The following is a 16,733-nucleotide window of genomic DNA, read 5'->3' as shown; positions in this document are numbered from 1 at the left end:
CTTTATTAATTGATATCCTTTCAAGCCGCTAATACTGATTGCATTTGCCTAGTTACAAAAATAATGTCTGTGCTAAAACATGCTCATATATAGCTCTTTTTCTAATAGTTCGAATAGCTGGATATTCTTTCTGGCTCAATTTTTTATAACAAACCAATGGTTTGATTAAAATCAGGAGAATGTGTAGGCAGATATATAACTTCAGCACCGACACTTTTAACAAATTCACTTGTTTTCTATGAAAAGTTGCATTATCCAAAATCACCCAGCAAAAAGTTTGAACTAGCTATTAAAAACGTCTGTATCGCAGTAGCCTTCAAAAATCATAGGCGCCATAATTTTTCCCTTATTCAAAGCTGCAATCATACTAATACGCTGACTTTTGTGTTATCAATTCCAGATTAGTCGATATATACAAGAATTTCAGTGTTTTTTGTTGCTATGAGTTTTTTAAGCTCAGCACGTTTTTTCTGCGTCCTTAAATAGTCCTAATTTTAATTTGTTTTAAGTTTAAAGTCTTTCGTTAGGTTTGCAGAATACATTTCCTTATTATCTTGGTTATAGAAAGTAAATTTGTGATCGTCTAAACCTAATATTGCAAAGCCAAAGCCGAAAAAGTTTCTAACTTCGTGTGCTAAGTAATTTCTACTATTTGGATAGTTAAATTCTACGTTTTGATAAACAGGTTCTTGATCTTGAGCGTGTAATAATGCACCGCCGTTTCCAACTATAATCTGATCTGGAACATTATCCATTAATAAAATCTGGGCTATATGAATGTGGCCAGAAACTATGGTAGTAACATTGCTTGGAAATTTATCTCCAAAAGCTTCAATTTGTGTAAGATTGCCATGGCTTTTTAATGTCAAAAATTCTTTTTTTGGAGATCTCCAAAGTGGTTTATGAGTCAAAAACCACGTGGGCTTATCTTGTATCAATTTATCAAACTGCCTCTCAAAAGCATCAACTGTGCTTTGGGTTGTAAAAATTTCCTCACCGGATGAAGAGTCGAAGATAAAAAACTTCATCGGCCCAGCATCTAAGAACCAACTGGAAATAAGATCTTCACATTTTTGAGGGGAAAAGGGGTATGAATCTAAATATCTGAACCATCCTTCATAAGCTCTATTACAACTCTCATGATTTCCACGAACAAAAAGAAAAGGAGATTGTGTTAAAATATCTTTTGCAGGCTCAAACCAATCAGCGTACCAAGCTTCTTTGCTATATCCATAAATATCGCCGCACTTTTTTGTGTTTCTACATTTTGTTTGTCTATAATGATAATCACCAACATGGATAATTAAATCTGGTTTATGAAAAGCGATTGAATCTAAATTTTTTTTCAAAGGCCAGTTATCTACAGAATTACATTCTTGCTGAAATAACATATTTATTCTACATCCTGTATCGCCAATGAAGGCAATTTTGCTGATCTTTTCCGCTAATACGGGAACTTTTATATTGTCAATACTAATGTTTTGAGCATTTGTTTCTACTATCAGTTCACAAACTGTTTCGGTATTGTTAATTGAGCTGCGACTTAGCATTTCTACTGCCTTATTATCGACATAAGCAACGGGACACATGTTATTGTCTATAATCGCACGTATGCTTAATTTATTTTCTGGAATGATTTGAGACCATGTGTACAATATTTGTGCATGAGTGGTGTAAAAGCTAATTGTAAGAGATAGAATTAAAAAAATGAAGATATTAGCTATTTTCATTTGTATAAAGACCTAAATTAAGAATTAGTAGTAAGATTATCTTAAATGATTAAAGTTTGTAACCATAAAATTCATAGTTAAATTATACAGGCATTTCCTAAATTATCCTAGTATCAGATTGACACTTTAGATGAAAAACCCTAAAATGATTAAGTAATTTAAAGTAATTATATAGAAACTAGAATAAAGTGCGGTCGTGGTGGAATTGGTAGACACGCAGCGTTGAGGTCGCTGTGGCTCACAAAGCCTTGGAAGTTCAAGTCTTCTCGACCGCACCAAGTTGTTTGGTGTAGGTGAAATGTTTATAGGAAATCAAAGTAGAAATAAAGTAGAAAGGGCCATCAGTGAAGTCAGGCGTGGTCTTCCAATTTTAATATATGATGATGAAAATAACTATCTATTGCTTGCTGCTGCTGAAACTTTAGAAAAAAATTTATTTAGTCAATATAAGCTTATATCAGGTAATGTGTATGTTACTTTGACTGCAAGTAAGGTAAAATACATATGTCAGAGTAAAGAACATAGTAGCAAACGTCTGTTGATAAGCAATTTTGATGAACTGCTCCATTTAATAAACTGTTCAAAGGAAGATTGGATAAAAGAGTTGCAATGCTCAAAGACAATAGATGCGTATGCTGTTGCCTTGCTTAAGTTCTCAGAATTATTGCCATACGCGTTAGTGGCTGATATGACTTTTGAGAATAAACATGAAATGCGAAATTGGTGTGAAGAAAATGACATTATTGCACTAAATACGTTACTTGTGAATGATTTTCAACAAAATCATAGTGTGTATGAAGTGTGCAAAACATCATTATTTTTAAAGCAGACTCAAGAAGTAGATATCATATCTTATAGAACCAAAAGTGGCGGAAGAGAACATTATGCAATTATCATTGGCAATCCAGATAAAGATAATGAGCCATTAGTGAGAATTCATTCTGCATGCTATACAGGAGACTTATTAGACAGCTTATCATGTGATTGCAGAAGCCAGTTACATCAAGCGATTCAAATAATGACCGACTTTGGGAATGGCATTATATTATACTTGATGCAAGATGGGAGAGGCATTGGTTTAACTAATAAGTTAAGAGCATACAGTATGCAAAGAAAATATAATCTTGATACTGTTGATGCAAATAGAGTATTGGGTTTTGAAGATGATGAAAGGAGCTTTGCTGTTGCAGCTAAAATACTTAAGAAATTGAACATTAACAAAATACAATTACTTACAAACAATGGTAGAAAGTTATCAGAGTTGAAAAATAACGGTATAGAAGTTACAAAGTGTGTACCACTTATTATGGAACGCAATGAATATAATCATTCATATATGGAAACAAAATTTGGCAAGTTAGGCCATGGATTAAGGGTTTATTAGCTTTTTTGTTATAACTACTTTGTTAGCTTGCTATGTTAATTAATATAAGTTAAGATTTTTAAGAATATTGAGATGCTGAAATTTTTAAAACAAGAAAAAAGTAATGAGTCATTGGATAAGGATATAAATTGGAATTCAAGTCGCTATAGCACAGTTGTTGCTCAGAGAAATACTTTACTTTTATTTACATTAATATTACTAGTTGCAATTTCTATAAGCATATTAGCTATATTTAAAATTAGCACAAGTAGCACTATTGAGCCATTCGTTATAGAAATTGACAAAAAGTCAGGAATAGTGCAATTGGTTGATCCTGTTACAGTAAAACAATATTCTGCAAATGAAACGCTGAACGATTATTTTATTTCAGAGTATATAAAAGCAAGGGAGGTTTTTGACCCATATAATTATAATTATAATTATTATACAAAAGTAAGGTTGTTTTCTTCGCCTAGTGTATATAGTGAATTTAGCAATTATATAAAATCGCAGAATATGAATGACCTTTTTAATTTATATTCAGATGCTAAAGGTGAGTTGAAAATTCGTTCAATTCAAAAATTAGGTAATGATGCTCTTCAAGTGAGATTTTCTATAGAATTTACACGAAAAGATGGAAATTCCTCAAGGAAAAATAAGATAGTTGTGATGTCGTATAAATATGCATCGCTTGAAATGAATGATCAGCAAAGATATATTAACCCGTTAGGGTTTCAAGTTATTTCATATAGAGTAGATGATGAATATGTGTAGGATATTGTTAGTTTTAGCTTTACTAATAAGTGGCAACTTAAATGCATCTATTAATAATAAACCTATTTCTGTAGATAGTAGAATAAAGACTTTTGTATATAGCCCTAATGAGGTGTTTACAGTAATTTTTAGTCAAGGTTACTATTCTTATATTGAGTTTGCAGAAGGGGAAAAAGTCAAAAATATTGCTGTTGGTGATGCATCAAGTTGGAAAATTAATCCTTATGATAATAAACTGCTTGTCATGCCATTTGAAGTCAGTAGTCGCACTAACATGATTATTACGACAACTAAAAAGAGAAATTACATTTTTGATCTAATTTCAAGACCAAATTACGATAAATACCCAGATACTGATGCTAAAAAAGTGGATCATGATTATTCCGTTGAAAAGGATATATCTTACGTAATACGTTTTTATTATCCTCAAGAAGAAGATGAATTTGATGTTGATTTAGATGAGGTTTCTTTACCTACTCAAATGCAATACATTACAGAAAAGCCAGAAAAAATAATACAAGAAAATAATACGAGGTACAACTATACATATATTGATGAAGGTGGTAACATAGATATAGTTCCAATTGAGTTATTCGATGATGGTTATTTAACCTATTTAAAGTTTAGAAATAGTAATAAAATTCCTCAGATTTTTATAGAAGGCGAATCCTGTAAAAGGCTGTTATTTGATGATTATGTTGTAATAAAAGGAGTACATAAAAAGCTATTAATGCGTTATGAAGGTAGTGAAGTTGAAGTTATAAATAGGTCACTTTAGTTCTGGTACATATAATATGAGTAAAGAAAGGCATAATAGTGTAGAAGATGAATCAGAGATAGAAAGCAAGGTAGTAACAGTTGGCTCTAATCAAGGTTATAAGGCATTGATGATAGTTATGGTAGCGCTCTTAGTTGGTGGAGTGTACTATCTTTATTTTAGTCCTTCTAATAAAGAGGGTCCAGAGATTGTTAAAAAAGAGGAAACAAAGCAAAACATTCAAGAATTGAAAGGAAAGTTAGAACAAGTTCCAGATAATGTAGTAGTTTCCGAGAGGATAGCAACTGATCTCTTGCCACCCTTACCTCCTCTTCCTATCCCACAAGTCATACCAGAAGTAAAACAAATCAAAAAAGAGGAAGTGACAAAAAAAGAAGAGCAACTAAAAGAAATTCCCTTGTCAAATATACCTGTTTTACCAAAGCAAAATTTTCCTTCTGGTAATGTTATTAGCAATTTGCCTACTTCATTTCCTACAATAGGGGGTGGCGGTTATCCTAGAGACAGACGTAGTGCACAAATGTTAGCAATTTCAGGTAGTAGTGGGGAAGGTAAAGCTACAGATGCTGTTTTATCCAATACCTCAGCACAGTCGAGCAAAGCTACCAAAGCTGGAAAGCTTGGTTTAATGATTATTCAAGGTAAAGTTATTGACGCTATTCTTGAAACTGCAATAAGTTCTGACTTAAAAGGAATGCTCCGTGCTGTTGTTAGTAGAGACGTTTATGCAGAAACTGGTGATACAATTTTAATACCAAAAGGTTCAAGGTTAATAGGTGGTTATTCATTCGACTCAAATGTTGCAAAAGCCCGCGTGAACATAAATTGGAATAGGATCATTCTTCCTCATGGTATAGATGTTGCTATTGCATCATCTGGTACCGATGAGCTTGGAAGGGCAGGGATAGCTGGAATAGTTGATAATAAAATAGTAAGTGCATTATTCTCTTCAGTGGCACTTGCTGGTGTTTCGATTGGTTCAGCTGTTGTAGGACAAAAAGCCTCTAATCTTATCGATGCGCTAACTGCCATGGATGCAGAGAAGTCTATTACTGCAACTGAAATAGATATTTCTTCTCTCAAAGGGGCTATTGTTGAGAGATTGGAGAATTCTATAAAAACTGAAGTTGGGAAGGTAGGAGACGAAAAATGGAAATTGGGTATTAGGGCTATTGAAAAAATTCGAAATGCTAAAAGTGATCAGGATTTGCTGAGAATAATAAAGGAAGAAATAGTAAGTGTGATAAAAAGTTCTGGAGCTAGTGGAGTTGATACAATTACTAGTGACAATATCGGTATAACTTTAGACGATGTACGTCAACTGTTGAGGCAAACTCAGAAAAGAAGCAAATCTGTTTATGATGAAGAAATTGGGAAGTCAATCAATGATTTTTCCAAAGACATGCGAGATATAGTTGATAGGAGTGTAGATAAAAAACCAACTATTTATGTTAATCAAGGAACTGCATTGAAAGTATTTGTTAACCAAGATATAGTATTTCCTCCACAGTCAATATTAAATAACTGAAATGAACTATGCTGCACTTGATACATACTTGGAACCATTACAAGGGATATTTCAAGAGGAAGGTGTAAATGAAATATCAATAAATAAACCGAAGGAAGTATGGATTGAAAATCGCGGTGAAATAAGATGCGAAAAGTTAGAAATATTTGATCTTAATCATTTAAAATCTCTTAGCAGGTTGATTGCTCAAGCTACAGAACAAAAACTGAGCGAAGAGACACCGCTGCTTTCAGCTACATTACCAAATGGTTATCGTATACAGATAGTGTTTCCTCCAGCATGTGAGCCTGATAAAGTAGTCATTTCAATTCGTAAACCTTCTTCTATGCAATTGGCATTGGATGATTATGAAAAAATGGGGGCTTTTTCTGAAACTGTTATAGGAGTGACCGATAATCCAGTAGATCGTCACCTAGATTTGCTACTGAAACAAAAAAAAATAAAAGAGTTTTTAGAATATGCTGTAATAAGTAAGAAAAATATCATAATTAGTGGTGGAACTTCCACTGGTAAAACCACTTTTACTAATGCTACTTTGCGTGCTATTCCATCTGAAGAAAGAATTATTACTGTTGAAGATGCGAGGGAGATAGTTTTGAATGATCATCCGAATAGAGTACATCTTATTGCTTCTAAAGGAGGGCAAGGCAGGGCAAAAGTGACCACTCAAGATTTGATAGAGGCATGTTTACGTTTAAGACCAGATAGGATAATAGTTGGTGAATTACGTGGAGCAGAAGCTTTTAGTTTTCTTAGAGCAATAAACACTGGCCACCCAGGGTCAATATCAACTCTTCATGCGGATAGTCCGGCAATGGCTCTTGAGCAAATAAAACTTATGGTTATGCAAGCAAATCTTGGCATTCCCCCAGATCAGATCATACCATACATTAGAAATGTAATTGATATTGTTATTCAGCTAAAAAGAACCAGTGGAGGCAAAAGAAGCATTTCTGAGATATTATTTACTAGATCTTCAAATGAAAATACTTAAATTTATACGTAAGTTAAGAAAAAGTAGTTTATGAGTAATGGAAATCACCTACGCAATATTCTCATAGGAGGTGTAGTATCTTTTAGCATACTTGAATTTTGCTTCTATTTGTCTGGTATATTATTCTACCTGTTTGTTGACGGTCCAGATGGTGTAGATTTTAGAGCAATTAATCCTAGCTTGACACCTTTTCCTCAAGCTCTCTGGCCGACAATTTTTGATCATATACAATATTGTTGGCATCATCCAGAGCTATATAGCTTTGAGCTCAAAATTAAATTAGTTGTATCTTCTATACTGCCTCAAATTGTTTTGATGATTATTTTGTGGAATGTGAGAGAAAGACTAATTGAGTGGCGGCCATTTAAAAAGAAAGAATCACTTCATGGAGATTCACAGTGGGCATCAGAGAAAGACATACGAAAAGCGGGATTAAGAAGCAAAAAAGGTCTATTGCTTGGTAAAGATAAGAGAGGATATTTTATTGCTGATGGGTTTCAGCATGCATTGCTCTTTGCACCTACAGGCTCTGGTAAAGGTGTTGGTTTTGTAATTCCTAATTTGTTATTTTGGAATGATTCGGTAATTGTGCATGATATAAAATTAGAAAACTATGAAATAACAAGTGGTTGGCGAGAGCGACAAGGACAAAAAGTATATGTATGGAACCCAGCGCAGCCAGATGGGGTAAGCCATTGTTATAATCCACTGGAATGGATTAGTGAAAAACCTGGACAGATGGTTGACGATGTGCAAAAAATAGCTAACCTAATCATGCCTGAACAAGATTTTTGGCAAAACGAAGCAAGAAGCTTATTTGTTGGGGTGGTACTATATTTACTTGCTGCACCAGAGAAAGTTAAATCTTTTGGTGAGGTTGTGCGTACGATGCGTAGCGATGACGTAGTTTACAATCTTGCTGTAGTTTTGGACACAATGGGTAAAATAATACATCCGGTAGCGTATATGAACATTGCAGCTTTTTTGCAAAAGGCTGACAAAGAAAGATCAGGTGTTGTGTCAACTATGAACTCGTCGCTTGAATTGTGGGCAAACCCATTGATCGATACTGCAACTGCATCAAGTGATTTTAATATTTTGGATTTTAAAAAGAAGAAAACTACAGTTTATGTTGGTTTAACTCCTGATAACTTAACTAGGCTCAGGCCTTTAATGCAGGTTTTTTACCAACAGGCAACTGAGTTTTTATGTAGAAAATTGCCATCGGATGACGAGCCTTACGGCGTATTATTTTTAATGGATGAGTTTCCAACACTTGGAAAAATGGAGCAATTTCAAACGGGCATCGCATACTTTCGTGGCTATCGAGTAAGGTTATTTTTAATTGTTCAAGATACTGAACAGCTTAAAGGAATATATGAAGAAGCAGGAATGAACTCCTTTTTATCAAATTCAACCTATAGAATAACTTTTGCAGCCAATAATATTGAAACGGCTAATTTGATATCTCAGCTTATAGGAAACAAAACTGTACAACAAGAATCATTAAACAAACCTAAATTTTTAGACTTGAATCCTGCATCAAGATCATTGCATATCTCTGAAACACAGAGAGCATTGCTCTTACCTCAAGAAATTATTATGCTGCCACGTGATGATCAGATAATTTTGATAGAATCGACTTATCCAATTAAGTCAAAGAAAATTTTGTACTATAGTGATAGCACATTCACAAGAAGGCTGATTAAACCAACACGTGTGCCTACACAAGAGCCATATGATCCAAACAAGGTCTTTTCTGCTGCTAACAAAGATAAGATTAGTAATGAAGAAGAGAGTAATGCTATTGAAGCTGCTGATTATACTGTTGAAGCTAAAACTGAAGATGCAATATACGATGAGCCAGAGATTGAAGATGGATTTGAAGACGAGGATATTGATGATAAGTTTGAAGGTGGTGATGGGTTTGATGATGAGGAAGACGATGATGGGTTTGATGATGAAGACAGTAAGGATGAATTTGACGATGATGATGAATTTGAAGATGAGGACAAACTAGACGGCAATAAAATCGAGGATAGAGGTTAATTTTACCTATTTTTTAGCTTAGAAAATAATTAGTTTTTTCATATTAAATCATTTTTAATTAATTAGTACTAGATTAGCTATTTTAACTAGAGGAATAGTCATGATGAGTAAAAAAACATTAGCAGTTACAGCACTTGCTTTATTGTTGTCACAACAATCTTTTGCAAGTGAAACAGAAGGATTTTACTTTGGTGGTGGATATTACGGTCAATATTTGAACTTGGGTAAGTTGAAAGCAAAAATTGGAGGCAAAGATGCTAAAGATGATAACCGTGTATCTATAAATGACATAGACGCTCAGAGAACAGAAGGTCAGTTAATAAGTAAGTATAAAGGAGATTATAACCCACCTTTTGCTGCAAATGTAACGTTTGGTTACACAGGAGAACTAGGCAATAATAGCTATAGAGCTGAATTGGAAGGGATGTACTCTTCTGTAAAAGTAGATAATATTGGTTTATCAAGTAATCAAGTAACTGTTTCGTATCTAAAAGACGTTAGTGAGAGTGCTAATAAAAAAACTTATATGTATAAAACTGTAATTAATCATGACCAAGTAGAAAACGCATCTGTAATGGCAAATGTTTATCATTATTGGAAAAGTGATAGTTTATCTTTTTCTCCTTATGTTGGGGTTGGAGTCGGTGCAACAAGAATGACAATGTTTGAAAAATCGTCAATAAGACCTGCAGGTCAATTGAAAGCTGGCTTTGATTATCGTATAAACGAAGATGTAAATATGCACATCGGATATAGAGGTTTTGGTGTTCTTGGTAGTAATGTTGATTTTGAAGCAGAGGTGTTAGGAGAAATGAAAGCAAAGCAACCGGTAAACCCAGATGGAAAAAAGATATTAGAATTGAATAAAAGTCAAAAACCATCGGACCAGAAGTTACACAAAGAAAGTATCAGTATAGGCAATCAAGTGTTTCACACACACGGTATAGAAGCTGGTCTTACTTTTCATTTTGCAAGCAAAGCTTAACTCTGATAGAGACTATTTTCCTGGTAGCACGTCTGCGTCACACGACTGTAGCTGCTAACCAGGTGACAACTTTCTCGTTATCTGAATATTTTCTTTCTTGTAATTCAGGCTCTTTTTTTCTCAGTTCCAGCGTGTAGCGCTGGAACAACAATAAAAAGCATATGGTTATGCAAGAAGTCTACTTTTTATTCTTAATTAACTCTAAAGCCTTCTTCAGATCTATACTTTCAATATCTGCATTCTTGCCCAACGCAACGTTTGTTTTACCGCATTTTATATAGAATCCGTACCTACCGTTGCAGATAAAAACTTCTTTTCCCTTTTCATTAAAACCAAGAGATTTTAGCTCTTTGCGTGGGCTGCTCTCAATAATTTGTATAGCTTCGTTTAATTGTGTGTCTAATACCTCCTTAGAGCTTTTTTTAAGAGAAAAGTATCGACCATCATAGAGAATATAGTACCCAAATCGTCCAAGACCTATTTTTACTTCTTTTCCAGTTTCAGGGTGCTCTCCGATTATTTTCGGCAGGGAAAGTAATCGAGTGGCGGTATTTAGATCAATATCATTAACATTTATATCTTTTGGTACAGAAATCTTTTTTTTCTTTTCTGACTCACTATTAAACTCCAGATAAAGTCCAAAAGGACCTTTTTTGATCATTACCTCTTGGCCTGTCACATCATCTATACCCAAACTTTTTGGATATTCTGAATTGTCATTACTGCCCGTAATTTCTTTTGTATGATTGCATGCAGGATAGTTAGAACATCCAAGAAACACACCGGCTTTTCCAAAATTTAATTTCAATATACCACCAGAGCAATTAGGACATTTTTTACCTATTTCTTCCTTTCCTTCCTCTGAGCAAAACCAATTGACTACCAAATCATGAATACCACTAAAAATCTCATCATGTGTCATTTGCTTAACAGAATTTACATGATTAAAAAATGGCACCCAAAAATAGCCTAGTTCTTTTTTCCAATCTGCATGTCCATTTGAGATTGAATCAAGCCTTTCTTCCATTTGTGCTGTAAAGTCATACTCTACACAACGCTGAAAAAAAGTTTCCAAAAATATAGTCACGATCTTACCGCGGCTGCTTGGAATAAATCTTTTGTTATCCAATGAAACATATTCACGATCTTGTAATACCGAAATAATTGTTGCATAAGTTGATGGGCGACCTATACCGACTTCTTCCATTTTTTTTACTATACTCGCTTCACTATAACGAGGTGGCGGTTGAGTAAAATGCTGTTTCGGATCAACAGAAATCAACTTGCACGCTTCCTCTTCCTTCATGGCAGGTAGCAGGCCTTCATTTTCGGCTTCTATGTTATCTTGATAAACTTTATAAAAACCATCAAAGAATATACTTGATCCACTTGCTCGCAGAATCACTTTCTGGTCAATAGAACTAATTTCAACTACCACTTGATCAAGAATCGCCGATTCCATTTGACTTGCGATGGTTCTTTTCCAGATTAAATCGTATAATTTAAATTGCTCTGGCGTTAAGTAATCCTTAATACTACCCGGTGTTCTATTAATATCAGTTGGCCGGATTGCTTCATGTGCTTCTTGAGCATTTTTGACCTTTTTTACATATTTACGAGGAGACTGCGGTAAATATTTATCACCATATAATGACTTAATTGATCCCCTGATTGAGTTTATAGCCTCATCTGCAATATGAAACCCATCTGTACGCATGTAAGTTATCAACCCTACGGTTTCACCACCAATATTGATACCTTCATATAAATTTTGCGCTACTCGCATAACATTTTTCACATTAAAATACAGTTTATTCACTGCATCTTGCTGAAGACTTGAGGTGATAAATGGAGGAAGCGGGTTTCTCTTAACTTGCTTGCGTTCTACTGTGCTTACAGCATACTGCCTTGACTCGATCTCCCTGACTAAGTTCTTTGCCTCTTCTTCATTCTTAATATCAAATTTTTCTAGCTTTTTATTGTCATAGTGGCTTAGCATAGCAAAAAAAGCCTCATCTTTGCTATTTTGCATTTCTGCCTTTATGCTCCAATACTCCTGTGTTATAAATTTACTAATTTCATCTTCTCGTTCGCATATAAGCTTTAATGCAACAGACTGCACTCGCCCTGCAGATTTGCTTCCCGACAATTTTGTCCACAGCAGCGGTGACAAGCTAAATCCAACTAGATAATCCAAAGCTCTGCGTGCTTGCTGTGCACGCACTAAGTCCATATTAATTTCACGTGGATTTTTTATAGCTTCTTGCACTGCTCTTTTTGTTATTTCGTTAAAGACTACTCTATGAATGTTACTTTCATCATTGATTGCTTTTCTTTCCTTTAGTGCCTCTATCACATTCCAAGCTATTGCTTCCCCTTCTCTGTCTGGATCTGTTGCAAGGTATATATCTGATGTTTTACTAGCTTCCTTGACTAACTCTTTTACATACTTTTCTGCTTTTTCAATAATCTCATACTTCATGGCAAAGTCATTATCAGGATCAACAGAACCATTCTTCGCTGGCAGATCTCTGACGTGGCCAAAAGATGCAGCCACTTTGAATTCTTTACTCAAATATTTACCTATCGTCTTTGCCTTTGCTGGCGACTCAACTATTAATAATGCCATAATTATTAGTACTTAAAGGTAATATGTTGAAATATATAGAATAAAAAGTAAAAAAATATTTTAATGGTCTTTCCAATTTTTCTAAGTAATTGTTTGATGTTCGCAAAAAAACTAATGAAAGAACCTGCTTTATAAATTTTTTCAACTCCCTTACCATAAGGATAACGCTATACTATTTATCTTCGTCTGTGCAGATTAAACGACAAAAGCATAACGCAGTTGTCGTCTTATTTTTAATTTTTTGCACTATGTGCATCTTATTTCTTTACAAAACTTCCAGTTTTTTAACCATATAAGCTGAAACGGGCTGTTTAAGACAGGCCAATTTTCAGGATTAGAGCTAGCTAATAGGGGGTTTCTTTTGTCTTTTTTCTACTTGGTAAATTTCTTGATATTTGTAGCTAAAGTAATTTAAGAGAGGTGTCATCCCAGTGTCGGAGCACTGGGATGACAAGAAAAGGAGTACTGGAATGACACATTCCACCATGTCATTCCAGCGGATGACCAGATTTTTTTATTTGATCCCAGACTGGCTGGTTATGCAAGTTCCAATTTTAATAATATTTACATATAAGCCATACGCTTGAGTTGCAAAGTTCTAAAAAGCAGCCAAAATAAAAATAAGTAGACATTTACAAATTAAACTAAGTGTACAATCAACAAACAAGAGTATTGATTGCAACAATACTCTGTAGAATCGCAATATGGTATGACCATATGCTCTTTATTGATCTGGTTAATATAATTAGTAGAGAATTTTGTTATGCAAAAGATATCTACTACAGCATATTGCAATTGTTTGGAATTGCAGGACTGGGTGCAATGGTAAGACCACTTGGTGCATCTGTATTTGGTCACATTGGTGATAGGTATGGAAGGAGAATGGCGTTAACGATTGCTATCTTGCTAATATCGATTCCTTCTAGTCTCGTTGCGTTTATTCCAAGTTATAGTAAAATAGGAATAACCTCTACTATGTTGCTTCTTACAATCCATCTGATACAAGGGGTTGCACTTGGCGCTGAGCAAGGAGGTAGCTCTGTTTATCTCATAGAGCATTTACCTAATAAGAAAAAACTAGGAATGTTTTTTGGAATAATAAGTTTTGGTCGCTCTATTGGCATATTGCTCTCTGTGGTTGCAGTGATCATCTGTAAAAAAACCACTGATTTTAACGCTTGGGGTTGGAGGCTGCCGTTTATTTTTTCAGCCATTTTAGGATTAATAAGCGCATATAGTATATATACACTAGGAGAAACTCCAGTGTATGAAAAAAATCGAGAACAAAGAAATTTACCTAATTTACCAATAATAGAGCTTACAAAACGCTATAAAAGAGCCCTGATACTTGCCATTTTAATATCTGTACCTGTTAATGTTGCTGTTGGATTTACCATATTTCTTAGAACAATTGCAAAAGAAATAGTGTCTGTTGAAACTTATGTAACAACGTATGTCAACGAAGTTGTACTCATTATAACCAGTATATTAATGCCGATATCTTCAATAATGCTTGGAATTTTAGCTGATAAAACAGGAAGAGAACGCACTGCAATCTTATTTATAGTGATAACAATGGTATTATGTTGTCCTATGTTATCTATTGCATATTACTATAAAAGCTATCTTATAATCATGTTGAGTGTTATGGCTCTTTCTATAATCGAGAGGGGTATTAATCCTATAGGGATAGTTACTGCTGAGCTTTTTCCTACTAATGTTAGATTTAGTGGTGTGAGTTTATCACGTAACATTTCTTATGCCCTGCATGGTGGATTTACTCCTATGATATGCACTGGGTTTACTATAATGTTTCCTAAAATAGACTTTGCTGCTGGGCTTTATGTAATTTTTTGCTTATTAGTCAGCTTAGTAGCAATATTGCAAATAAAACCACAAGATAAAAAGTGTGATTGGTAATTTTCTCTATTTAAATTTATTTCACTTATTTAGCTAATTTTTATTAGAATTATAATTTTGGCTTTTATGAAAACTGCATACGTATGTCAATTCTGCGGTCATAGCACTGGAAGGTGGGTAGGAAGGTGTATTGCATGTGACAGTTGGGATACGGTTGTCGAAGAAATAGTACTAAAAACAGAAACGAGAAGTACATCTGCACCAATTTCAATAAAAGCGTTATCAGATAGTGAAATTATTACCCCCGATCGTTTTTTAACAGGAATAGAAGAGTTAGATAGAGTTTTTGGTGGAGGTATCGTTCAAGGTGCTAGCATTTTAATTGGTGGTGAACCTGGAATTGGCAAATCTACTCTTTTGCTTAGGATTGCAGCTAATGTTGTACAACTTTCCTCTTTTGAATGTCTTTATGTATCTGGCGAGGAATCTTTAGAGCAAGTGAGCCTCAGAGCAAAGCGTCTTAAGATAAATGAACCTAAAATTAAGCTTTTATCTACAGTATCTTTAACTGATGTAGTAGCAACAATAAGGAAAAATAAAAGTATTAAGTTCTTGATAATTGATTCTATACAAACTATGTATGATAGCAAAGTCACATCAGCACCAGGAACTGTAACTCAAGTCCGTACCTGCGCTCATGAATTGACTGTTCTTGCAAAGCAATATGGTGTTTCTCTCTTAATAGTTGGTCATATAACGAAAGATGGACAAATAGCAGGACCTAAAACCCTGGAGCATATGGTAGATACAGTACTATATTTTGAGGGTGAAAATAGTAATCAATATCGCATTTTACGCACTATTAAAAATAGATTTGGCCCTGCAAATGAAATTGGTGTTTTTGAGATGTCTAAAGCAGGACTCATGCCTGTTGATAATCCATCATCATTATTCTTGACCGTACATGATAGAGAAGTAGTTGGCAGCGCCGTATTTGCAGGAGTTGAAGGCTCAAGACCAATCTTAATGGAAGTGCAAGCATTAATAGCAAGGACTAATATGGCAACTCCAAGAAGAGCAGTAGTTGGTTGGGATATTAATAGATTAGCTATGATAATCGCGGTTCTAAGTGCTCGTTGTAAAATGTTTTTGCATGATAAAGAAGTATACCTAAACATTGCGGGAGGACTCAAAATACAGGAACCATCAGCTGATCTTGCTGTTGCTGCTTCCCTTATTTCAAGTTTAGTAAATTTACCGCTACCAACTTCTTCAATAATCTGCGGTGAAGTTGCACTTTCAGGAGAAATTAGAAATGTTTCGCATGCTGATCTCAGATTAAGGGAAGCACAAAAGTTAGGATTTAAAAAAGCGATTATGCCTAAAAATGGCAATTATTCTTCTCATGATATTGAGATAATTAAGCTTGGTCATATAAAAGAGTTAAAAGAGATCTTCAATCACAGTTAAATATTATCTGCATGAACATTTTGCTTGCGAGAAGGATGTCTTCCATAATGTCATTCAAGTAGCTGACACTGGCTTCTTTTTTTCTGGATTCCAGACTGGAATGACACCATCATACCTGTTGGAGTATGTATGTAGCCTTATCTCACACTCCTGTCATGCAAGTGCCCAGACACTGGCATCCAGTCTTTTCGTCATCAAAAACATTGTAAAGTGTTTAGCTGGATTCCAGTTTCACGCACTGACCATTTGCTGTTTTTACTCATAACTACCTTGTCTGGACGAATACGAAAACAAGTAGCTAATTATCGCATAAAAAAAAGAAGATGTAGAATATCTTCTTTTTTGTGATTAAAGATACATTAAATCTTGATTGTGTATTTCCTCTGCTATAAGCAATAATTTTTCGCTCTCATCAAAGAGACTTTTTGCGCTAGCTGCTAATTTCTCACTAATTTGTGGTAGACATTGTCATAATATACTCCTTAAATTTTTAAAATATATTTATGTTGGTATACAAGTATCAATATTACATTAATATAGTAACTTTTTAGGCATGAGTGACAAGCTGAAGTG

At 34.4% G+C, this 16,733-nt stretch carries 11 protein-coding genes, 1 tRNA gene and 1 pseudogene; 10 read left to right on the top strand and 3 right to left on the bottom strand.

Features of this window, described 5'->3' with window-relative positions; translation table 11 throughout:
• Nucleotides 1-138 precede the first annotated feature (138 nt).
• Both OPR29_RS03555 and OPR29_RS03550 read right to left on the bottom strand, forming a co-directional pair.
• A pseudogene (locus OPR29_RS03555) lies at nt 139-479 on the bottom strand (transposase); the annotation flags it as partial.
• 15 nt (nt 480-494) lie between these two features.
• Nucleotides 495-1,730, bottom strand: coding sequence for a metallophosphoesterase family protein (locus tag OPR29_RS03550; RefSeq protein ID WP_265025075.1), 1,236 nt, complete (start codon nt 1,728-1,730; stop codon nt 495-497).
• 190 nt (nt 1,731-1,920) lie between these two features.
• Between OPR29_RS03550 and OPR29_RS03545 the strand changes: the two genes are divergently transcribed.
• From OPR29_RS03545 to OPR29_RS03510, 8 genes are all read left to right on the top strand, one after another.
• Nucleotides 1,921-2,008, top strand: a tRNA-Leu gene (locus OPR29_RS03545).
• Nucleotides 2,009-2,028: 20 nt separating this feature from the next.
• Complete coding sequence (locus OPR29_RS03540; RefSeq protein WP_213863944.1) at nt 2,029-3,114, top strand: GTP cyclohydrolase II; 1,086 nt, start codon at nt 2,029-2,031, stop codon at nt 3,112-3,114.
• A 72-nt stretch (nt 3,115-3,186) separates the two neighbouring features.
• On the top strand, nt 3,187-3,867 hold the full coding sequence (locus OPR29_RS03535) for a VirB8 family type IV secretion system protein (RefSeq protein WP_007302609.1): 681 nt from the start codon (nt 3,187-3,189) through the stop codon (nt 3,865-3,867).
• Nucleotides 3,854-4,645 carry a P-type conjugative transfer protein VirB9 gene (gene virB9 / locus OPR29_RS03530; RefSeq protein WP_029237539.1) on the top strand — a complete coding sequence of 264 codons (792 nt, stop codon included), beginning with the start codon at nt 3,854-3,856 and terminating at the stop codon, nt 4,643-4,645. The genes OPR29_RS03535 and virB9 overlap by 14 nt, the downstream gene beginning before the upstream one ends.
• 16 nt (nt 4,646-4,661) lie before the next feature.
• Nucleotides 4,662-6,173: a TrbI/VirB10 family protein gene (locus OPR29_RS03525; RefSeq protein WP_265025074.1), complete on the top strand. Its 1,512-nt coding sequence runs from the start codon at nt 4,662-4,664 to the stop codon at nt 6,171-6,173.
• A gap of 1 nt (nt 6,174) precedes the next feature.
• Nucleotides 6,175-7,167, top strand: a complete 993-nt coding sequence (gene virB11, locus OPR29_RS03520) for a P-type DNA transfer ATPase VirB11 (RefSeq protein ID WP_007302612.1) — start codon at nt 6,175-6,177, stop codon at nt 7,165-7,167.
• Nucleotides 7,168-7,197: 30 nt separating this feature from the next.
• A complete protein-coding gene (locus OPR29_RS03515; protein WP_265025073.1) occupies nt 7,198-9,216 on the top strand; it encodes a type IV secretory system conjugative DNA transfer family protein in 2,019 nt (672 codons plus the stop codon).
• A gap of 100 nt (nt 9,217-9,316) precedes the next feature.
• Entirely contained in the window at nt 9,317-10,201 is an 885-nt protein-coding gene (locus tag OPR29_RS03510; protein ID WP_213863946.1) for a P44/Msp2 family outer membrane protein, read from the top strand.
• 178 nt (nt 10,202-10,379) lie between these two features.
• Here OPR29_RS03510 and topA read toward each other — a convergent pair whose 3' ends face one another.
• Nucleotides 10,380-12,830, bottom strand: coding sequence for a type I DNA topoisomerase (topA, locus tag OPR29_RS03505; RefSeq protein WP_007302615.1), 2,451 nt, complete (start codon nt 12,828-12,830; stop codon nt 10,380-10,382).
• A 648-nt stretch (nt 12,831-13,478) separates the two neighbouring features.
• On the opposite strand from topA, the gene OPR29_RS03500 reads away from it, so the two are divergent.
• Nucleotides 13,479-14,750, top strand: coding sequence for an MFS transporter (locus OPR29_RS03500; protein ID WP_052264750.1), 1,272 nt, complete (start codon nt 13,479-13,481; stop codon nt 14,748-14,750).
• Between the two features lie 66 nt (nt 14,751-14,816).
• Nucleotides 14,817-16,160, top strand: a complete 1,344-nt coding sequence (gene radA / locus OPR29_RS03495; protein ID WP_052264751.1) for a DNA repair protein RadA — start codon at nt 14,817-14,819, stop codon at nt 16,158-16,160.
• Nucleotides 16,161-16,733 lie beyond the last annotated feature (573 nt).

The sequence above is a fragment of the Wolbachia endosymbiont (group B) of Pammene fasciana genome, from assembly GCF_947251495.1.
Lineage (GTDB): Bacteria > Pseudomonadota > Alphaproteobacteria > Rickettsiales > Anaplasmataceae > Wolbachia.
This window is presented reverse-complemented; position numbering and strand designations above follow the sequence as displayed.